The following is a 21183-nucleotide window of genomic DNA, read 5'->3' as shown; positions in this document are numbered from 1 at the left end:
TGCATCGAAGTGTGAACGATTCATGAGCGCTGATAGAATACTGGAAGAAGCACGGGAACAAGTGCGCAAGATCGTACCGTCGACCGTCAACATCACGTCCATCGATTTCGAAGGACCGCTGGTGGTCGTCTACACCCGAGATCTGGAGGCCTTCGCTTCGAACAACGACATCATCAGGCAGTTGGCGCAGGGCATGCGACGTCGGGTGGCCATTCGACCAGACCCGGAGATGCTAGCCGATCCCGAGAGCGTGGAGAAGCGCATCCGGGAGATCATCCCCGCTGAAGCGGAGATCACCGACATCTACTTCGAGCATGATACGGGCGAGGTTACGATCGAAGCGCTCTCCCCTGGCCTGGTCATCGGACGACAAGGCTCTATCCTGAACGAGATCAAGAAGGAGGTGGGCTGGGCACCTAAGGTTGCACGAGCTCCTCCCATCCCCTCAAAGACCGTTTCGGAGATACGTAACTACCTGCGCCACGTGCACGACGATCGCCGGGAGTTCCTGAATAAAGTGGGACGCAAGCTCTACCGGCAGAAGGCCGAAGGAGACTCCTGGCTAAGGATGACCGCCTTGGGCGGGTTCCGAGAGGTCGGTCGGAGTTGCAGCCTGCTTTCCACCAGGGAGAGCAAGATCCTCATCGATTGCGGTGCCCTTCCCGGAGCCGGAGGCAGTGGCCAGGATACGCCCTATTTCGCTGCGCCCGAACTGCAGCCGCTCGACTCCCTCGACGCTATCGTCATCACGCATGCGCACTTGGACCACTGCGGCCTGGTGCCCGTGCTCTTCAAGTACGGCTACACAGGCCCGATCTACTGCACACCGCCGACCCGCGATCTCATGTCGCTCATGCTCCTGGACGCGCTCAAAGTGTCCTTCGGGGAGGCGAAGAAGGCATCTTACGAATCGTCGCATGTCCGGGAGGCGATCATGCGCACCATCCCCCTGAAATACGGGGAGACGACGGACATCTCTCCGGACATCCGCTTGACATTCCAGAACGCTGGTCATATCCTGGGCTCGGCCGTCTGCCACTTCCACGTTGGGGACGGCCTCTACAACGTGGCTTTCACCGGCGACATGAAGTTCGAACGCACCTGGCTTTTCAACGCCACGGTCAACAAGTTCCCCCGGTTGGAGACTCTGGTCATCGAGTCGACCTACGGTGGCTACCACGACATCCAGCCCAGCCGCACCGATGCCGCCAACCAGCTGAAGTCGGTGGTGGAGCGCGCCTTGCAGCGTCGGGGCAAGATAATCATCCCCGTCTTTGCCGTGGGGCGTTCCCAAGAGGTCATGCTGGTGCTGGAGGAGCTCATGCGCACGGGCAAGATCGAGACGGTGCCCATCTACCTGGACGGAATGATCTGGGAAGCTACCGCCATCCACACTGCCTATCCTGAGTATCTCAATTCCCAGCTGCGGACCCAGATCTTCCAGATGGGACAGAATCCATTCCTATCCAACATCTTCAAGCGGGTGGACTCCTCGGAGATGAGGGAGCGGATCTGCCATGACCCCGATCCTGCCATTGTGCTTGCCACGAGCGGCATGATGAACGGCGGCCCGGTCATGGAATACGTCAAGTCCTGGGCGGACGATGTCAACAGTGCCTTGGTGTTCGTAGGTTACCAGGCCGAAGGAACGCTAGGAAGGAAGATCCAGAAAGGGGTGAGCGACCTCACCTTGATGGAGAAAGGTAAGCCCGTAACGGTCACGTTCAAGATGGCCATAGAGACGGTGGATGGGTTCTCCGGGCACTCCGACCGCCGGCAGCTCATCAACTACATCGCCACCCTGGAGCCTAAGCCGGAGAGGATCATCATAGGCCATGGCGAAGAGCACAAGTGCATTGACCTGGCCAGCGCCCTCTACAAGAAGTTCAACGTGGAGACCAGGGCCCCGATGAACCTTGAGACCATCAGGATGAAGTGAGCTCGCCCGCTCAAAGGTCCAGCTCGACCTTGACGGTCTTCTCCCCCAGCAACACCACTCGGCTGTCCGCTTTCTCCTTCAGAAGATCGAGTCCCAGCATCTCCCCCAGCCTCAACCCGAACTCCACGATGCTCTGATGTGAGGGCATGTTGTCGATGCTCAGTCTTTCCCGGGACGAACCGACGAACACGAAGCCTTTGGGTTCGATGAAGGTCGGATCTGCCTTCCTATCCAAATCCGCGTATTCCGCCTCGTAGCCAAGGTTGTGTCCGGCAACCAGGGTGTGGCGGATTACCGTTCGGGTGCTCAGCGAGGGCAGAATTTCCAGGGTGCGCATGAGCCGCTCCCATCCATCGGCCATCCTAGGCTGGCATACCTCACGGTAGATGGACTTGTTCGGCGCGGCCAATGTGACGTACAACTGCGTCGGCAGAGGATCCAGGTTCTCGATCACCTCGGGCATGGTGCCGTTGGTCACCAGGAAGGTGCTCATTCCCCTGCGGTGGCATTCGCCGATCAGCTCGCTCAGGTGCGGATACAATGTGGGCTCTCCGGCCAGCGAAATGGCCACGTGCTTGGGCTCCTTCGCCTGCTCGTACTTCTTCAGGTCGCAGCGCGGGTCGCCCGGGAAGCCGGTGATCAGCAGCCGCTGCTGTCTGATGAGCTCGCCCAGCATCTCCTTGGGTTCGTCCCAGGCGTCGTCCTGGCCTTCGAAACCCCGCACCCTCCAGCAGAAGATGCATTCTTGGTTGCAGTCCTGCACCACCGGGGTCATCTGCAGGCAGCGATGCGAGCTGATGCCGTAGAACGCCTGCTTGTAGCACATTCGGCCCTTGAGCATGGACTGCCTCATCCAATGGCAGAGCTTGACCGCCCCGTGGTTGCCCACCAGCCGATATTGCTGCTTCTCCAGCTTCCTCTTGAGCTCCGGCCTCATGCCGCTCCCTCAGTACTCGAACAGGCTTTTCTGCTTGAGCGCATCGTCCTCGTTCCTCTTCTCTTCCGGAGCATGGTCAGCGATCTCCTCGATCTTGACCGATCTCAGATCGTGGTCGTCCCTCTCCTCGCCCCTGAGCTTCCGTTGTACCTCCTGCATGAGATGCTTGACGGTATTGGAATCGACCTTGTCATCCAGCAAGAAGGCAGCTTCCTCTTCGCCGAAGCCGAAGCTGATGGTCGTCTCCAGTCGGAACTCGCGGTCGGTGGCGTACATCTTCACGAAGTAAGGGAGGATGTCCGATATGGCCTGGCTGGAGGAAACGTGACAGGCAGCGCCGATCTTCAGCCCGATGGACTTCCTGGTGCTGCGCATAGACTTCGTTCGGGAGAGCTTGCTCAGTATCAGGGGGAATTGCAGGCGGGCGTACTCGTGGTACTGGCGCCCTTTGGCCGCGCATACTCCATAGGACGTAAGGTCGGTCACATATGACCGGAGGCCGAAGTACTGCCTGCGGGTAACCCGGCTAAGAAAGACGTCCGCCCGGGAAAGTACCTGGTACGCCCGCTTCAGATCCTCTGGGTCCCGGTAGACGATGGGCACGTTCTCGTCCACCCATTTCATGATCGTGTCTGGATCCTCCGAGATGTCCAACATCATGGAACGGGCTCGCTGCGGGCTTGAGCCGTGGAGTATCTCCGCCATGAGGTCATAGTTGGACTTGGATGTGAGCCTATTGTCCAGGATGAGCGGCTGCTCTTCACGCACCTGCTCAGCACCGAGGCTGAGCGCCTGCAGGTCGCGGATGGCCGCCCTCAGGTCGCCGTTGCTGTTCTTGGATACCAGCTCCAAGGCTCGGTCAGGTATCGCCACCCCTTGCTCCTTGGCAATGCGTTTGATCACCCCCCTAATGGTGAGCGCCTGTATCTTGCCAAAGCGTATCTGCAGGGTCTTGGATTTGATGACAGAGCTCTTTCGGCTCAGGGCATAGAAGTCGTTGACGATGAGCACCACGGGCTGCCTTGTCAGGGCGATCAACTCCACGATGGCCTGCACGCCACCGTGGTCCTCGCGGCCGAAGATGTTGTCCGCCTCGTCCAGGACGATAAGCTTCTTCCTTCCCTCCTTCGAGGAAAGGAATGTTCCGTCATCAGTGAAAGTCTCCGTCAGTGCCCCGCGCAATGCCACATTCCTGATCGCCTCTCCGCTCCGGTGGTCAGAGGCGTTCATCTCGATCAGGCCCCAGCCGAACTCGTTCGCTAGGGCGAGAGCTGCGCTGGTCTTCCCCACCCCTGGTGGACCCATGAGGACCGCCACCGGTTTTGCCGGTCTACCCGATTCCCAGGCGATGGCCCAGTTCTTGAGCTCCTTCACCGCCTTGGGGTTGCCCACAACTTCCGCCAGGTTCTTGGGACGGTATAGCTCGGTCCAATCGTCGGGCATCGTGCATACCTATCCCCCGCTTCGATATAAAATTGCGCCATGGCGTTTCGCAAGTGGCCACCAGCAGCATGGTTTATGAACGAAAAGCGCCCATCCTATCGCTGGTGATCGGCAGTGATTTCATCTGCGCCTGAACAGGGAGCTTTGCAGGAATGACGAAGAGCAAGCTCTCGGTGATTTGCGACTTCGATTGCACGATCACCACGGTGGACACGGTCGAATACATACTGGAACATTTCGCAGATGGGGACTGGAGAGAACCGGACCGGCTTCTCCTGCAGGGCAAGATCGGCCTGGAGGAGTGCATGCGACGTCAGTTCGCCATGGTCCACCTCGACCAAGATGCTATCCTCGAGGAGCTAGAAGGAAAGATAGGCATGAGGGCAGGGCTGATCGAGCTTCTAGGGTTTTGCCGCGAAGCCGAGGTCGAATTCATGATAGCGAGCGCCGGCCTGGATTTCGTCATTCATCACTACCTGGAGAGGATGGCGATTGAAGGCCAGGTATCCGTGCACGCCGCTATTGCCTCCTACGATGATGAGGCGATAAGGCTACGCTTCCCTGCTCTGAAGCACGCCGAGGCGCACAGTTTCAAAGACGATCTGGTGCTTTCCGAGCGCGATCTGAGTCGACGAGTGGCCTATCTGGGCGATGGCCTCTCGGACATCGATGCCGCCCGTATCGCCGACGAACGCTTCGCCGTGAAGGGACGACCGCTCCTGGGCATGCTCGTGCACGAGGGCTTAAAGACCCATGCCTTCAGCGACTTCCACGAAGTGACGAAACTACTGGTTCACATTCTGCAATCCCGTAGGTAGTCTAGTTCCGTCCTCCATACTGCCAGGGGTTCTTGACCATGAGCGGGGGCAACAGGTCAGGTACCTGACCGGTCTTCGCGTAGCGGTAGAGGGCTGCCATGAGGACCTGGTTGGCGGCCGTGGCTAGAACAGCCAGGATTATCCAGTAGATGACGACAGCAACCACGGTGACTATGATCAATTCCACAGATCCCATGACAATGGCAATGAATATCGGAAGGATGCCCACGATTCCCAGCAGTATGAACACCAATCCCAATCCCAGGTTGGAGATGAGCGCCTCGCCCCAGGTGCCCCTCAGCAACTTCAGGCTGCTCTTGATCGCCTTCAGCGGTCCGACCTCCTCGAAGGCGATGATCGGCACTACGAAGTAGGTGGCTATGGACCAGGCCGCTCCCACCAGGCCGATGATGAGCTTGCCTAGGAAACCCGCCTTCTCGCTCAGAGCCCTAAGGATCAAGCCCACCGTGGCGGCGAACAGTGCCCATTGCACGATGTACTTCAACCGGCCAGCGGCGAAGCCCAGGCCATAGCGGACGGTCGGATCGCCCCCTTCCAGCCGCTTCGTGGCACAGGCCACCATGGCCACGTTGAAGAAGATGACCACGAAGTAGCCCACGAAATAGAACGCGATCCAGAAAATGTAGAAGGTCCAGTCCGATATTATGTTCGAGAACTGAAATCCATTGAGGAAGAGCCACGAGCCCATGAACGATGCCAACAGAGAGATGAGCACCAACCCAGATATCACTGGGAACAGGAGTATCTCCTTGTCCTTCTTGATCACCCTGAAGCTGAGCTTGGTGAGCTGCCAGCCCCTTCCTAGCCTCCCCATTTCCCGCACCTCTGAAAAGTGATTCGTAATTGATGTCTTAAACTTAACCCCCTTTGACTTTGTAGACAGAGAGGGGGGGCTGGCTTCATCGGACGGCCAGACTCAGGAACGGATCTCTCGGATCTCCTTTCTCGACCTCGCTCAGACAGTAACAACGATGATCAATGTCAACGAACAGGGCGATGGGGGGGTCCTACAGGCGCCTGCCTCTGCGACCTCGGGTAAGATGTAACCGTGCGTCCGAAGTAAGGAAAAATGAGAAGAGATGAAAGGGTTTGAGGCTCCGCTCTTCACCGGCGCCGCATGAACACATAGACCGCTGCCGCTGCCACCAGGACCACCAAGGCGACGACACCGATGAGTAGTAAGGTGTCATCCGCCGTCGGCGAAGCAGAGACGGTCGTGGAGTTGGCTCCTTCGTCCACATCGTTGACCGCCGTCACGTGGTAGTAGTAGGTCTTGCCGTTCTCGACCGACCTGTCAGTGTAGCTCGTGCCGGCCGTCACATTGGCGACCCATGCCAAGCTTGTCTGGACAGTGCCCCGGTAGACCTTGTACATAGTCACGGGAATGCCTCCTGTCGAAGAAGGTGGGTCCCATGAAAGCTGTACCTGGCCCGCGCCTGGGACTGCCTTGAGATTGAGAGGTTGAGATGGCAAGGTCGCTGGGACGGAGCTGATGACCGCTGATCTAGCTCCTTGACCCTCGACGTTCACCGCGGCCACGGCGTAGTACATGCGCACGCCATTGGTCAGGCCCGTCTCTGTGTAGCTGTAGGTGCTGCCATTGACGGTCGCGACTAGTGTCAGGTTGTTCTGGTTGGTACCGTGGAATACCCTATAGCTGCCAATGGTCGCACCACCTTTGTTCGCCGGTGCTAACCAGGTCACCTCGACAATTTGATTGCCCCGGACCCCCGCTATTTGTGCTGGCCCTGAGGGCAATGTGACGAGCTGTGCCGCGCGCAGATCCTGGTCTACATAGTCATAGAAGCTCATCCATGGCCTTCCGAATCGGTCCAATGCCATTTGACCGTAGTTTCCCACTTCATCGACGCCCAGGGTCTGCTTCATCCAAATGCCCTCGGGCTTTGCCTTGTAGAGGATTCTGCCTTCTGAGTTGTCTTGATATGCTATTCGGACCACTCTGTCCGAGCCGACCCCTACCGAGCACCAGCCGCCAACGAAGCCTGGCCCCTCGATCACCTTGAGTTGCCAGGTCCCAGTGGAATTGGTGTTGTAGATCAGGTAGCCTCCATTACTTACATAGTAGACTGCGTGCAGATGCCCGAGGCTGTCCATGGTCAGAGAGATGCCACTCCCCAAGGAGGAGCTATCCCCGTCCACCGTGGAGGTGACCCAGGAACCGCCCATGTCCGTTGCATACTTGACCTCTGTGTTGGTGAAGTACAAGACATGCAACTTGCCATTCTTGTCGATCAAGGCGCTCGGACCTCCCGAGACGGTTCCAGAGTTGTCTATGGTTTGCGTGTCCCAGCTGCCACCCTTATTCGTGGCATATTTGAGGTGGTTCACACCGCCGAGGTAATAGAACACGTGCGCATGCCCGTCGGCATCCAGGACAATGGAGCTGAGAACCGCGGGCCCCGAAGCGATCGTCTGGTTTATCCAGGTCCCGCCCTCGTTGGTGGCGAATTTCAAGGTGTTGCTGGAGGCATCTGAATAGGCGATTCGCGCCCTCCCACTGGAATCGACGGCTATCGAAGTCCCTAATTCGCCGATTTCATGGAATGGGTCAGCAACTTCCTTCGTCCAGCCGCTTCCCTCAACCTTCTTGGCGTACATAAGATGGCCGTTCGCAGTATCCGCATAGCTGATGTGCACTGTGCCCTGCGTATCGATGGCAATAGCATTCAAAGTGCCAGCGGAACCAGCTGTGTCCACATCGTCGAAGTACCAGCCTGCCCCCGCATTTGTGGCGTAGAGCAAGTGGCCGAGTCCCCCTCCTTCATAGACGATATGCACCTTATCATTGGCATCGACGCCGATGGAGGAGAAATACCCTACCGCGGACGTCGAGTCCACCGTAAGGTGATACCAAGTCGAGGTGCCTTTCGCTGCATAGTGAAGGGTCTGGCTAGCGAAATCCTGATATGTGATCAGTGTCGCATCATGCTGGTCGATAACCATGGATGGAAATCCGTTGACCTCCGGCGCACCTTCTACTGGAGCAACCGTCCAGACGCCTTCATCACAGCTTGCGTAGCGAAGGATGCGATCGTTTGTCCAGAAAAGGATTCGGGGCGCACCTGTTGAATTGAGTGCCAGGTCGTTCGCGCCTTCGGCGTTGGCGGTGTCATCCAGGACTCCCCCTGCCCAGCTCCCGCCCATGTTTGTCACATACTTCAACTTGTTCTGGGTGGAATCGAAGTAGGCTATGCGGACATTGCCCTGGACATCGATCGCTAGGTGAGTGTAAGACCCTACGTTCTCCAATGGATCATCGACCGTCTGGTTGACCCAATGACCAGCGGTGTTGTTCGCAATCTTGAGCGACTCGTGATCCCAGTCATAGTAGCTGATGAACGCTTTGCCCGTGGAGTCAAGAGCTATCGATGTGTATTGGCCCACTGCGCCCTGTCTATCGACAGTCACGTTCGTCCAAGTACCACCTGAATTGGTGGCGAACTTAAGTGCGTGATTCGTGAGGTCGTAGTAGCTGATGTACGCCTTTCCCTGAGGATCAAGAGCAAGAGAACAGTGCAGGCCTACCTGCCCAATGCTATCCACCGTAGTGAACGTCCAGTTTCCCGGGGCATTCGTGGCATACTTCAAATCTTGCTGTACGGAGTCATAGTAACTCACGTGCTGCTTCCCCGAATTGTCGACTGCGATCGAGGGGTACCATCCGGCTCCTCCACTTGAATCGAGGGTGGCCTTCTGCCAACCTGCGATTGGAAGAGGAACGATGATGAGTCCCTGAGCCTGGCTACTCGCGAAGACCCCCGCAAAAAGAATTGGAGCGAGGAACATGAGTGTCAGCACTAACGCTCTGCGTGCATTTCCCATCCTTTCATCCTCCAGGTTTCCCTGAGTGAATTAAGTATGTGTCGGCTCATATATAAACTAATAGACGATTAGCACCTCATCCAGATGGGGATAGTCGGACCCCTTGAATCCGAGCGAAATGCGCCTAATTTCGAGATGCTTGGGATTGGGCACCATTCTTGTCGCTGCTATTAGATAATATTTAATTATTATCATATGTTGCGATATCACTAAATATTTAATAACATACGAATACGTGAAATCTGCGACAGATGGGACGGCTTGTCTTATTTCCGTAGGTGTTCCTATCACATCTAATTATTTTAAGCTGCTTACGCATCTTAAGCAATATATTAAGCAATAAGCTATGATGTCCAAATCCGTGCACGAATAGAGGACGCAGTTCCAATCGACGATATGAGGCCAGGGGCTGATGATATACATCCAGACGATGGCAGGAATGAATGTGGTGAACGCTATGTGGGTATCTGTCTTGGTTATGGCTTCCAGCAACAGCCCTCTCTAGTGTGAATAAAGCGATGCTGGTGAAGTGAAAGAAATGATGATGGCTCCTTAGAGCTCTACCGATCATCGAAGCAATTCTCGATGAGGGATGTCAGCGGAGACTGAGGAGAGAGAAGAAACACCGAGAATGTACATTCGTCAAGAAGCAGATTTAATTTTAGCTCAAAACGCTAATAGCTAAATAATTTCTGCAATTGTGTATATTGAACGAATTCGTTCATTGGACGAATAAATGATCCTTGTTTGCTTGATTGGGAAGCTGGCTAGAGCGTTTCGTGGTTCAATCTGTCTGAGGGTATATGGGGCCTCAGTCATTCGTTCCTCCTCTCCAATTCTCAACTGCCTTCGTTCTCTCTCTCGTACATTTCACACAGCTCGTTGAGGAACTGGTCATATGTCCTTCTGAACTTCAGCTTGTAGAGCCGATCCCTTGTCCGCGGCGTTACTTGTATCGTCGTCTTCTCGTCGACCATCCTGATCCCTTCCTTATTACGTTGATCCATATACTGCAATAGAACTATATTTTCTATTGCACATCTTATAATTATACATAACAATATCAATATATTAAATATTGTGATTAACCAATTATATAATTCAAATACCGCTATCAAGATTAGTCATTTCAATAGTTCAATGTCCGATATTATCCATTAAAGTCAACGACGGTCTCCCAAATATCAACTTGGAAACGACGCAAAACGGGGAAGAAGCGGGTAGTTGAGGATGAAGGGGCGGCTCCCCGACGTAGGAAGCTAAGGTGCCGTGGTCCACCCGAGTCTCTCGATGTCTTATAGGTATGTTCGGCGCCTTTCTTCGTAGGCCAACCGGTTCGGGCCGAAAGGAACGTACTCCGAGACCCGCCACTCGTTCTTGATGAGATCGAGCTTAAGAATGCTAGCTCCTAGCATCATCAGCTGGACTGTTCTTGAGCATTGATAAAAGAGGAATATGTAAAGGGTTTCAGGGTTCTGGCTGCAATCCTCTTCCTTACTTCGTTATCAGTAGTGGGAGGACCGGCTTGCCCTTCATTGTCAGCAGGCCAATCGCCGCTGCCATGTATACCGAAATCAGGAATACAAGCAGCGAGAAGATGCCAACGATCATGCGCATGTCCGACGTGTTCAGCTTAGCTGGCTCGTTCAGCCATGCGCCCAACACGAAGAACAATATCGCCGCGACGAGCAGCAATATTGGCAGCAATTTCACTGGTTGCATGAACGCTACCACTGTGAGTAGCAATAGGGCAATGCCAACGAAGATTGTGGCATACATCGCAGCTGCCCCAGTTGTTGCGAAACCAGGGAACGCGAGGAAGAAGAATGCCAGAATTCCAAACGCGGCAGTCAACAGCATATTCTCATTCAAGAATGAGACCAGTGTAGCTAGCAATAGACCGACGCCGACATATGTGCTAACAGTGGCAACCATCGCAAGGGTCGCACCGAGAGCATCAAAATCGATCACTTTTAACCCTATCATCGCAACCACGAAGGTGGCCCAGGCAATCATTATGAGACCTAGTACCTCGGCCCCGGCCAACTTCAGGTGCAGATTTCTTTCTTCAGCCATTTGTTTCTCTCCTCCTTTGTAGACAACGGAAAAGAATGAGATCAGGTTCAATTCCCCAGTTGATGTACTCTAGCCACTGGATTGACCCAATGGTGTTGCACATCACCCCCATTGTAATCCCCTTTCCCTTCCAGTCATGTCTCGGGATTGCGCTTAGCAGTCCCAACGGGCCTATCATCCCGACCCGAGAATATAAGCTTTTTCTACTTCCAGGAGGCAGAACGATGCTCCTAGGCACATTTGTGAGCCATTGAAGGATCATGGCCACAAAGAGGGCGATTCTCCGTAACACTTATATATCTTCTATCTGGATAGCATGGGCCCCCAGTGGAGGCGTCCTGGGAATCCAATGCCAGAGGGGTTTTCGACAGGTATCATCATGCAGTGCTCTCTATCGACAAATGTCAGATAGTGGTGGATTCCGAGAGAACAGCGACACTCGCTTCTCCTTGCATGTGCGCACCCGCGCTCCTTTCCAGTAGCTGGATAGACCTCTTATGACGAGGATCCTTGATCTTCGATGTGATCATCAACTGGACCCTGTTGAAATCCTCTACGGTTACGACCGATTCATGATCGGAGGGAATGATCAGGCCATCCCATCTCAGATAACCAGCGTACAGAGGATTGCGGAGCATCCTGCTTATGGACCAGACCGACCATTTTCCATCCCTCTTGGTCCCAAGGGAATTGTTGTTCAGATCCCAGGCCATCCAGTTCATGGTCTTGCCGCTCTGATAGGATGCGTAGACATACCTGACTAGAGCAGCTTCTTGCTCGACTGGCACCAGTTTTCCGCATTCGAACCGATAGCCGAAAGGTATGTTGAACCCCAGTAGTCCTGAACCGGATTCCGCCTTCTGCCTCATGCCCATATAGGTCCTCTCGCCTATCTGCTCGCTCTCCAGCTGGGCGATGCGCTGGATGATGTCGACCACGAACCGACCGACGGCGGTAGAGGTGTCCAACGACTCGTTCATGCTGGTGAACTTCTTCCCCCATTTCTCTAGGTCTTCCATCATGATCATGAAGTTCTTGCTGTTGCGGTGTATGCGGTCCATCTTCATGACCAGAATGATGTCCCAGGTATCCCTTTCCTGCAGCATCCTCTGATATGCTGGACGCTTGGTGTTGCGTCCGGAATGCCCGTCTTCTTGGTAGAAACATGCGAATTCCCAGCCCTGCGCGTCGCAATAGGCCAAGAGGCGTTCCTTCTGTGCCTCGAGCGAGAAGCCTTCCTTCGCCTGGTCCTCGGTGGAGACCCGAGTGTAGATGGCCACTCTAGGCATTGGCCACGGCCTCCTCCGGTTCTAGGTGAATGTGATCTTGGCCGATGTTTCTGGCCTTCGATGTCATCAACGTCTGAACGGCATTGAAATCTGAGACGCTCACCAAAAGCTGGTGCTTGCCCCGCCGCAATATGCCATCCCAGAGCACGTAGCCGCAGTAGATAGGATTGGTGAGCAGATTGGCGATGGTGCCCTTCTGCCATTTCGCGCCCTTCTTGGTGGGAACGCATTCTTCGTTCAACCAATCAGCAATCTCCTGGACGGTCATGCCATCCAGATAGCAGGTGTAGATGCGTTGGACCACCTCCGCCTCTCGGTCGATGACAGAGAGCTTTCGTTCAGCATACTGATATCCATATGGCTGCCCGAAGCCCAGGTATCCCGCTCCCTTCTTCGCCTTCTGGGTCATGCCGACCTTGACCCTCTCGCCGATCTGTTCGCTCTCCAGCTGCGCGATGCGCTGGATGATGTCCATGACGAAGCGACCGATGGCGGTGGTGGTGTCGAAGGACTCCTGCATGGAATTGAACTCCTTGTTCCATTCCTCCAGGTGGTCCATCATCACCGCGAAGTTGCGACTGTTGCGATGTATGCGGTCCATCTTCATGACCAGCAGCACGTCCCAGTTGTCCTTCTCCAGCATCATCCTCTGGTAGGCGGGCCTCTTGACGTCGCGGCCGCTGTAGCCATCGTCCACGTATTCCGCCGATGGCTGCCAGTTCCTTGCCTTGCAGTAGGCATTGAGGCGCTTGAGCTGGGCAGGTAAGCTGAAACCCTCCTTGGCCTGGTCCTCGGTGGACACCCTGGCATAAAGCGCAGCTCTCATCGCGGAACCTCCCGCTAAGCGTCCAGATGCTGCTGGCGGAGTGCTACCCATCCCTCAGCCGACAACTGTCTGACATAAGTCTATGAACTGTATATATATATGTCGTACAAGTGAACATTTATGTGCATTGGATGAACTAAGTATAATAGTAAATGCGATAGCGATACATATTATTTAATGTTAGCATGACGCGAAGTATAGGTTTATGACACCCAATCCGATGCACTCTCCACCGATGCAACCGCAGGATGACCTTGAATCAAGGATCGCCCAACTGAGAAAGGAATTCGGCGACCTGATTGAGGACGATACCTTACGCAGGATTGCGCTGGACGAGAAGGGATTACCTATGATTCCGACAAGCAATGCGAAGAAAGTGGCGGACCTCAAGGACCGAGAGGAAGTGACGATCGAGCTAGAGGTGGTCAAGGTCAGTGACACCAGGCAGTTCGAGAAGCGCACCGGCGGACAAGGAAGGGTTCGCAATCTCAACGTGCGCGATGACACCGGCAGCTGCCGACTGGCCTTGTGGGATGACGACGTCGACCTGGTGGAAACGTTGGAGATCCAGCCGGGCACCAAATTGCGCTGCGTGAACTGCTACGTGAAGAAGAGCGACTTCGGCACCGACGTCAGCAAGGGCAAGAAGGGCAAGATCGAGAAGATCTGAGCTCTTCGATGGGGACCCTCCTAACGCCCCAATCCATTCTACTCTCGTTTCCCTCTAGGAGCGTTCGCTCTTTTGGGGCCTGAGATCAATGAGGCAACCTGTCAGGCTTCTTTCGATTCTCGAGGATCGGGAGGAGACACTGAAATCGGGACTTCTCTCGGAGACTTACCTGAAGAAAGATGAAGAATGGAAGGGGTTTGATCGTCAGGTTTCGCTTTCGAGCGCTTAACCCATCATGCCCGGGGGCATACCGCCGCCCGGTCCGCCCTGAGGCATGGGGGGCGCCTTGCGCGAAGCGATGACGTCATCGATCCTCAGAATCATGTTGGCGACCTCTGTGGCCGACTTCACAGCCTGAGTCTTGACCCGCAGGGGCTCGATGACGTTCTCTTTGAGCATATCGATTGGCTCTCCGGTGACCAGGTCTAGGCCCACGTTCTTGTTCGCCTTCTTGCCCTCGTGCGCGGACTTGAGCTTGATGACGACGTCCATCGCGTCCAGACCGGCGTTCTCCGCCAGGGCCCAGGGGACGACCTCCATCGCTTGTGCGAAGGCCTCGATGGCCAGCTGCTCCCGGCCGCCGACGCTCGACGCGTAATTGGCCAGGCGCAATGAGAGCTCGATCTCCGGTGCACCGCCGCCGGGAACGGCCTTGCCGTCCTCCAGGGTGATGCCGACCACGCGCAAAGCGTCATGCAGGGCGCGCTCGACTTCCTCGATCACGTGCTCAGTCCCGCCTCGGATCATGATGCTGATGGCCTTGGGGTTCTTGCAACCGGTGATGTAGGTGAGGTTGTCGTCGCCGATCTTCTTCTCTTCCACCATTGCAGAGCAGCCCAGGTCGCCCTTCTCGATATCCATGACGCTGCTGATCATCTTCGCGCCGGAAGCCTTGGCGATCTTCTCCATGTCGCTCTCCTTGAGCCTGCGGCAGGCGTAGATGTTGTGCTTCGCCAGGTAATGCTGGACGAGATCATCGATGCCCTTCTGGCAGAAGACGACCGTCGCCCCGACCTCTTTCAAGCGGTCCGCCATCTTCCTCAGGGTGCCCTCTTCCTCGTCGAGGAAGCGCTGCATGGCCTGGGGGTCGCGGATCTGGATCTTGGCCTCGACCTGCGTCTTGGCGATCTCCATGGAACCGGTAACCAGGGCGATCTTGGCGTCCTTCACGGTCTTAGGCATGCGCGGATGCACACGTTCCTTGTCGATGACTACGCCCTCGATCATACTGGTGTCGGAGATGGATCCCCCGGGCTTCTTCTCCACCTTGATGTTCTCTACGTCGACCTCGAACCCGCCGTTCTTCTCCTCGGCCACTGCCTTCACTGCCCTGACCGAAAGCCCGGCGAGGAAGTCCCTCTGGCCGCCCACGCTCTTGCCGGTCATGGCGGTGCGGGCGATCTGCTTCAGCGTCTCCTCGTCCTTGGGGGTGATCTTGATCGCGATGGTCTCCAAGATCTCTAGGGACTTGGTCGCGGCCATGCGGTATCCGTTCGCCAGGATGGTGGGGTGGATGCCTTGCTCGATCAGTCCCTCGGCCTTCTTCAGCAGCTCGCCTGCCATGATGACCGCGGTGGTCGTGCCGTCTCCGCACTCGTTGTCCTGCGTCTTAGCGACTTCCACCACCATCTTGGCGGCGGGGTGCTGGATATCGATCTCCTTCAAAATGGTAACGCCATCGTTCGTGATCACGACATCGCCCAACGAGTCCACGAGCATCTTGTCCATGCCCTTCGGACCGAGGGTCGAGCGAACCGCGTCAGCGACTGCTCGGGCGGCGGCAATGTTGTTCGATTGCGCCTCCCGGTTCTTTGACCTTTCCGTGCCTTCCCTCAGCACGATGATAGGCTGTTGTCCTCCCATTGAATAACCCATGTAAACACCGTTGCCCCGGTATTTCTGTGCTTCTATATAAGCATATCTCAGGATGATAACCCCTCTGGAATGCCTCCACCCCGGAACCCCCGTCCCGAACCGAACGTGCTCAGGAGAACCAGGACTTCCTTGGCTCGCTCGTGGTATGAGCGATGACGGTCTTCTTCTTGAGGAACATCATCAGGCGCTCCTGCGAGCTGGCGATCCCGCTGGACTTGCATCCTTGGAAGTACTCGCCACAGTTGAGGGTCCGGCCGAATTCGTTGATCCAGACGTTGCCGACCTGCAACCTCGACGCAAGCTGAGCGGCCCGTTCCATGCTCGTGCTCCAGATAGTGGCACCTAGACCGTAATCCGAATCGTTGGCCAGCCTCAGGGCTTCCTCTTCGTTCTGCACCACTCGCACCGAGCACACTGGTCCGAGCGTCTCCTTGCGAATGACCTCTGCCTGGTCGTCTGTCAGCAGAAGGACAGTCGGTTCGTAGAAGAACCCTGGCCCCTCCATCTTTCTTCCACCGATCAACGCCTTGGCTCCTTGGACGATAGCTTCCTGCACCAGCTTATCCACCCTGATCCTGGCCTCCTCGCGGATGAGGGGGCCGATCTGTTCTCGGACGTTCAGGCGGGACGTGATATCGACCAATCTCTTCAGGAAAGGCTCAGCGACGTGATGATGGACATAGACCCGTTTGATGCGTATGCATACTTGTCCAGCTCGGGAGAAGGTGCCCGAGGCGATGCCCCTGGCCGCCTGTTCTATGTTGGCATCCTCGCACACCAATCCCGCATCGTTTCCGGAGAGCTCGAGGACGAGCGGCTTGACGCCAGCGTGCTTGATGATGTGCTGGCCAGTGCTTATGCTGCCGGTGAACACGATGGCGTCGCAGTCAGACCGCACCAGCGCCTTTCCTACCGATGGACCGCCAATTACCGGCACAAAGACATCCTTGGGAATGCCCGCCTCGTGCACCAGCTGGGCGACCCTCAGCCCGGTCATGGTGGCCAGCTCGGAGGGCTTGAAGATGATGGAGTTGCCGGTGAGGAGCGCGGGGATGGCCGTGATCATCGTCTGCCAGAACGGGTAGTTCCAGACGCCGATGTGCCCGATGACCCCGTGAGGCTCAAAATGAATGATGGCGTTGGTCTCCTGCCACAAAGCCTGGTCCAATGGAAATGGCTTGTCCTGGAGCGCTTCATAGCGGCCGATGTAGTAGGAGAAACCGCGCATAGCGCTATCGAAGCTCGCTGCCACGGATGCCTGAGGGATGCCCGTCTCCAGACAGGCGGTCTTCACCACCTCCGACTTGTTCCGGGCCAGCACGGATTCCAGAGCCCTCAGCCTCTCGATCCGCTCCTCCTTTCTCAGTTCCAGCCACCATCTCTGCTGGCCTTTCCGGGCCCTTTCCACCGCGCCCAGCACCTCGGAGGCCCTGGCGGCCTGAAAGCTGGCGATTATCTCGCCAGTGCGGGGATCGATGGAGGTGACCTTCATGCTCTCGGAATCTTGACGGAGGCACATTAAGCTTGCCTGCTCCATCGTCGGGTTCAGAAAGCGCTCTCGACCACGAGACCTTTCTTCCGCGCCACGCTTTCCACCTTCGAAACTACCTCTCTGAGGTAGCCCGGAGACCGAGCCAGTGTGTGGAACCGCGCCCAGGCATCCCCTTTCATAGCTGGCAGCTGGCCGAACAGCTCGAGCATGCCTGGACGAAGGCGCAAACGATCGGTCATGACCCGCTTCACTCCCGTGTCCGCGATGGCCTGGAGGAAAAGCTCCGTATCCTTCTCCACCACCGTGGGAATGACCGGTCCGATGAGCACGTAGGCATCGACGCCAGACGACACCAGTTGCCGAACTGCCTCCAACCTCCGCCTTGGAGAGGGGGCATGGGGCTCAAAGGTGCTAGCTGCCCATTCATCGATGGTTGTTACAGTGACCCCGACTTCCGATCCAGGACAGCGCTTGATCAGATCCAGGTCGCGCAGCACCAGGTCCGACTTGGTTAGAATGCTGAACCGGATTCGCTTGGCAGCGAGCACTTCCAGGCATCTGCGCGTGAGACCGGTCTCCTTCTCCATCGGCTGGTAAGGGTCTGTGACCGTTCCCACGCCCACTGTGCCTTTCACCTTCTGCGCCTCCTCGGCCAGAAGGCGAGGAATGTTGCTCTTGGCCGCGATGTCCGCACCCCACTTCGCTCGCTCTATTCCCAGGATGAATGGTGCGTAGCAATAGACGCAGTCGTGCGCGCATCCCACGTAGGGGTTGAGGGCGAAATCCAGGCCGGGGAGCTTCGAGCGGGAGAGGGCCGTCCGGCACTCTACGCATCTGTACTCATCAGACTGCGGCTTCGGCGCATCACCAGAGAACGAGTCCAGATCACGCGTAGTCATCGATCCTCCTCTGCCTCAGGTAGTCGGTGAGGATGGCGCTGCTCCTGATCCAGCGTGGTATGGAGATATCCATGCGGGTGGCGATGTGCTCCAGAGCCTCCTCCAGCTTGCTGAACCTGAGGGGCGTCTGCCGGAGGGCGGTGCGCACGTTCTCTCGGACGTTCCAGACCCCCACCGGCATCACGTAGCCAGGATGAGCTTCGCGCAATATCACCGCCCCCGCCTGCCTGCGCTCCTTCTCCAGCAGCTCGTTGACAGCCAGTCTGGCGGCGTAGTAGCAGCCGCCGATCTCCGCGTATTCGGTCCTGCCATCATAGAACTCATGGCTGGAGATGATGTCTATCTGCTTGCCTAGGGGATTCCAGGCGGTGTTGGGGTACCAGGCCTCGATGAGTTCGTAGCGCCAGGAGGTGGGTAGGAAGAGGACGCTCCAGCGGTTGTCCAATTGGTCCCAATCATACACCCTGAACTCGTCCATCAGGGAAAAGGTCTTGGTCCTCTGCAGGAGCGACTTGCCCAGTATGTCATCGATCGCGGTGATGCTCCATCTGGTCGGCACGAGCTTGCGGTTCTTTTCCACGCCGAAGGCACCGACGCTGAAGGCCTTCTGGATCTTGGATATGAGCACCCCTTCTTTGTAGAGCCCCTTGACCGCCTCCGCGGCCCTGAGGTCCGTGTCGTAGAACGCTTTCTCCACTTTGTGATCGTACCTCGGATTGGTGATGTCCATCTGGGTGAGCCGGGCGGAAGGCCCGAACGGCTGGATCTCGTCGTCAAGGACTATCTTTCCGGCAGGCCTCTTCACGAAGCTCATCTCTACGTCAGGGCAATTGACGGCCAAGGCCAGCTCCCGCGTGTAGTCCATGACCTTGCCTGCGCTCTGGAACTCCTTCACGTCCACCCGATACTTGCCTCTGACCAGACGGAAACGGAAGTCGGTGATCTCCTCGATGCTCTTGCCCATCCATCTCTCCGGCGTGTCCATGATGGAGGTGTCGCCGAACTCCGGAGGGACCAAAGGACCGATGTCCACCTTGGGGTAGCCGAACCTTCCGATGAACACTCCGGGAGGGGAACTTCCAGCCATGTCCAAGGAATCGATGAGGCTCCGAGTTCGCTGTTGGGAATAGAACTTGATCGTGAGCGGGCAGCGGTCCTTGCCGCACAGCATCTTCGACCCTTTGCACAGGGAGCAAGGGCTGTTGCCCGTATGCGGCATGACGAATGTGTCCCTATCCTCTACTAGGCTCTCTGGCAATGAGCTGAGGAGTCCCATGCGCTTCTGTGCTTAACAACCAAGAACTCGCTATATGACCTTTGCCTCAATGGCCCCGAAACTGCCTACCCCGCCCACGCGCTCAGATGGTATCCGCCTTTCTCATGATACCTTCCTTTGACCAAGCGGATGTTCGCCCCTTCTAGCTTGTACGACCGACGACGTAACTCGTCGTATAGCAGCGGATGAGAAGCGGAGAATCGCGCGAACAGCCTCTTGCGACCCTCTTCCCTCACCGCATTCTCGCAGGCATCGAGCAGTGCCAGGAAAGCCTCCCTCATCTCCTTGATCCTGGGATTGACCAGTAGCAGGCGGAGGGAGGCGTGGTCCGCCTCTTCCTTTGGATAGTAGTCGTGGACGATGGCAGCACCTTGCAGGACCTTTCCCCGCCGGACGACGAAGCAACGCCCGACACCCGCCTTCAGAGTCATCTCGAACTCTCCGGAGTAGTCGAGGCCTGGAGCCAGTGAATTGCTCAGTCTCGCCATCGAGGAAGCGAGGATATCCCCCATCGGATGGTCAAGTTCCTCGACCTCCGCCCCCTCTTCCGAAGCAAGCTCCTTGTTCTCCGTGATGAACGTCAGTTCTCCAGGGGCATAGCCCAGACGCAAGTAGAAGTGCAGGTTGCGCATGAAATAGGGCATGGTCTCCAGGCCGAGCACGGAGCATCCTCGGGAAGCAAGGAAGTCCTCACAACGATGCATGAGCGACGTGCCTATGCCCTGGTTCTGCATCTCTGGCAGCACCTCGAACGGCCCGACCCAGCCTACCCGCCCCCAAGCATGACAGAAGGCGCTGGCGACGACCTCTCCTTTCCTCTCCGCCACCAGGCATCCCTGAGGCTCCTTCCACATGTAGGCTCGGACGATCTCCCTCGGTCGCAGAGGATAGCGGACCTTGTGCCCAGCATCGCGGGTAGCCACGTCGGACCAGGTCTGTTGCCCTACATTCCTGACCGATTCGATGTCCCCCTCTGTCATCTCTCGGATGATCACGTCCAGCATCTTTCCGCCTCTAAGGCGCTTTCGCCTGGTCCTTGCTCTGCCTAGCGTCGTGGCAGCGGCGACTGATGAGGGCGGCGGTGGCTCCGGCACCGATGCCGTTGTCGATGTTGACCACCACCAGGCCAGGGGAGCAGGTCTGCAGCATCCCTAGCAGAGCGGCCTCTCCCTTTCCACCCATGCCATAGCCTACCGATGTCGGCACGCCTATCACCGGAACGGAAGAGAAGCTCGAGACGATGGTCGGCAGCGCCCCTTCCATGCCCGCCACCACGATGATGACTGTCGCCTTGGCAAGGGCCTCGGTGTGCGCTAGTAACCGGTGGATGCCCGCGACACCGACATCGTAAAACGGTTCCGTCCTGCACCCCATGACCTCGGCCGTAACGCGGGCTTCCTCGGCAACGGGCTGATCGCTCGTGCCGGCTGAAACGACGGCCACCAGGCCTTCATGCCGCGGGCACCGCTGGCGGCCCTGAAGAACGATCGCGCGGGCCGCCTTGTGATAAATTGCCTCGGGATGAAGTGCGCGGACCGCCTCGTAGACTTCCGGCGCGGCCCGCGTCGCCAGGACGGCGTGGCCGTGGGCGGTCATGCGAGTGATGATCGTCACGATCTGCTCGGTGGTCTTGCCCTGGCAGAAAATCACTTCGGGGAAGCCGCAACGGATGGCGCGGTGGTGGTCGAGTTTGGCGAAGCCAAGGTCCTCGAACGGCATGTGGCGGAGGCGCTCGGCGGCCTCGTCGGGCGTGACGCGGCCCTCGCTGACCGACTTCAA

18 protein-coding genes are annotated in these 21183 nt (G+C 56.9%); 3 read left to right on the top strand and 15 right to left on the bottom strand.

What is annotated here, in order from left to right:
- Positions 1-22: 22 nt before the first annotated feature.
- Positions 23-1939 (top strand): beta-CASP ribonuclease aCPSF1, encoded by a 1917-nt coding sequence (locus NT137_06420; protein ID MCX6652969.1) that lies wholly within the window; start codon positions 23-25, stop codon positions 1937-1939.
- Positions 1940-1949: 10 nt separating this feature from the next.
- On the opposite strand, the gene twy1 is transcribed toward NT137_06420, so the two are convergent.
- Together twy1 and NT137_06410 are read right to left on the bottom strand one after the other, a co-directional pair.
- Positions 1950-2876, bottom strand: coding sequence for a 4-demethylwyosine synthase TYW1 (gene twy1, locus NT137_06415; protein MCX6652968.1), 927 nt, complete (start codon positions 2874-2876; stop codon positions 1950-1952).
- Positions 2877-2885: 9 nt separating this feature from the next.
- Complete coding sequence (locus NT137_06410; GenBank protein MCX6652967.1) at positions 2886-4319, bottom strand: replication factor C large subunit; 1434 nt, start codon at positions 4317-4319, stop codon at positions 2886-2888.
- A gap of 152 nt (positions 4320-4471) precedes the next feature.
- On the opposite strand from NT137_06410, the gene NT137_06405 reads away from it, so the two are divergent.
- A complete protein-coding gene (locus NT137_06405; GenBank protein MCX6652966.1) occupies positions 4472-5137 on the top strand; it encodes an HAD-IB family phosphatase in 666 nt (221 codons plus the stop codon).
- 1 nt (position 5138) lies between these two features.
- On the opposite strand, the gene NT137_06400 is transcribed toward NT137_06405, so the two are convergent.
- The 7 genes from NT137_06400 to NT137_06370 form a co-directional block, all read right to left on the bottom strand.
- Positions 5139-5972 carry a DUF6159 family protein gene (locus tag NT137_06400; protein MCX6652965.1) on the bottom strand — a complete coding sequence of 278 codons (834 nt, stop codon included), beginning with the start codon at positions 5970-5972 and terminating at the stop codon, positions 5139-5141.
- A gap of 290 nt (positions 5973-6262) precedes the next feature.
- Positions 6263-8797 (bottom strand): fibronectin type III domain-containing protein, encoded by a 2535-nt coding sequence (locus NT137_06395; GenBank protein MCX6652964.1) that lies wholly within the window; start codon positions 8795-8797, stop codon positions 6263-6265.
- A 1043-nt stretch (positions 8798-9840) separates the two neighbouring features.
- A complete protein-coding gene (locus NT137_06390) occupies positions 9841-9978 on the bottom strand; it encodes a hypothetical protein (GenBank protein MCX6652963.1) in 138 nt (45 codons plus the stop codon).
- Positions 9979-10296: 318 nt separating this feature from the next.
- Positions 10297-10419 carry a hypothetical protein gene (locus NT137_06385; protein MCX6652962.1) on the bottom strand — a complete coding sequence of 41 codons (123 nt, stop codon included), beginning with the start codon at positions 10417-10419 and terminating at the stop codon, positions 10297-10299.
- A gap of 76 nt (positions 10420-10495) precedes the next feature.
- A complete protein-coding gene (locus tag NT137_06380) occupies positions 10496-11077 on the bottom strand; it encodes a hypothetical protein (protein MCX6652961.1) in 582 nt (193 codons plus the stop codon).
- 404 nt (positions 11078-11481) lie between these two features.
- Positions 11482-12366, bottom strand: a complete 885-nt coding sequence (locus NT137_06375; protein ID MCX6652960.1) for a recombinase family protein — start codon at positions 12364-12366, stop codon at positions 11482-11484.
- Positions 12359-13192, bottom strand: a complete 834-nt coding sequence (locus NT137_06370; GenBank protein ID MCX6652959.1) for a recombinase family protein — start codon at positions 13190-13192, stop codon at positions 12359-12361. Before NT137_06370 ends, NT137_06375 begins: the two co-directional genes overlap by 8 nt.
- Before the next feature lie 235 nt (positions 13193-13427).
- Between NT137_06370 and NT137_06365 the strand changes: the two genes are divergently transcribed.
- Positions 13428-13862, top strand: a complete 435-nt coding sequence (locus NT137_06365; protein MCX6652958.1) for a hypothetical protein — start codon at positions 13428-13430, stop codon at positions 13860-13862.
- Between the two features lie 225 nt (positions 13863-14087).
- Here the strand turns inward: NT137_06365 and thsA are convergent, their stop codons facing one another.
- The 6 genes from thsA to larB all read right to left on the bottom strand — a co-directional run.
- On the bottom strand, positions 14088-15725 hold the full coding sequence (gene thsA / locus NT137_06360; protein MCX6652957.1) for a thermosome subunit alpha: 1638 nt from the start codon (positions 15723-15725) through the stop codon (positions 14088-14090).
- 121 nt (positions 15726-15846) lie between these two features.
- Entirely contained in the window at positions 15847-17229 is a 1383-nt protein-coding gene (locus NT137_06355; GenBank protein ID MCX6652956.1) for an aldehyde dehydrogenase family protein, read from the bottom strand.
- A 53-nt stretch (positions 17230-17282) separates the two neighbouring features.
- Positions 17283-18128 carry a radical SAM protein gene (locus tag NT137_06350; GenBank protein ID MCX6652955.1) on the bottom strand — a complete coding sequence of 282 codons (846 nt, stop codon included), beginning with the start codon at positions 18126-18128 and terminating at the stop codon, positions 17283-17285.
- Entirely contained in the window at positions 18115-19404 is a 1290-nt protein-coding gene (locus NT137_06345; GenBank protein ID MCX6652954.1) for an Nre family DNA repair protein, read from the bottom strand. The genes NT137_06350 and NT137_06345 overlap by 14 nt, the downstream gene beginning before the upstream one ends.
- Positions 19405-19469: 65 nt before the next feature.
- Complete coding sequence (locus tag NT137_06340) at positions 19470-20408, bottom strand: GNAT family N-acetyltransferase (GenBank protein ID MCX6652953.1); 939 nt, start codon at positions 20406-20408, stop codon at positions 19470-19472.
- Positions 20409-20418: 10 nt separating this feature from the next.
- Positions 20419-21183 (bottom strand): nickel pincer cofactor biosynthesis protein LarB (larB, locus tag NT137_06335; GenBank protein MCX6652952.1); only part of this gene is annotated, 765 nt, incomplete at its 5' end.

It is taken from the genome of Methanomassiliicoccales archaeon, assembly GCA_026394375.1.
GTDB lineage: Archaea > Thermoplasmatota > Thermoplasmata > Methanomassiliicoccales > UBA472 > JAJRAL01.
The sequence above is the reverse complement of the archived record's forward strand: the minus strand, read 5'-3'. Positions and strand labels throughout refer to the sequence as shown.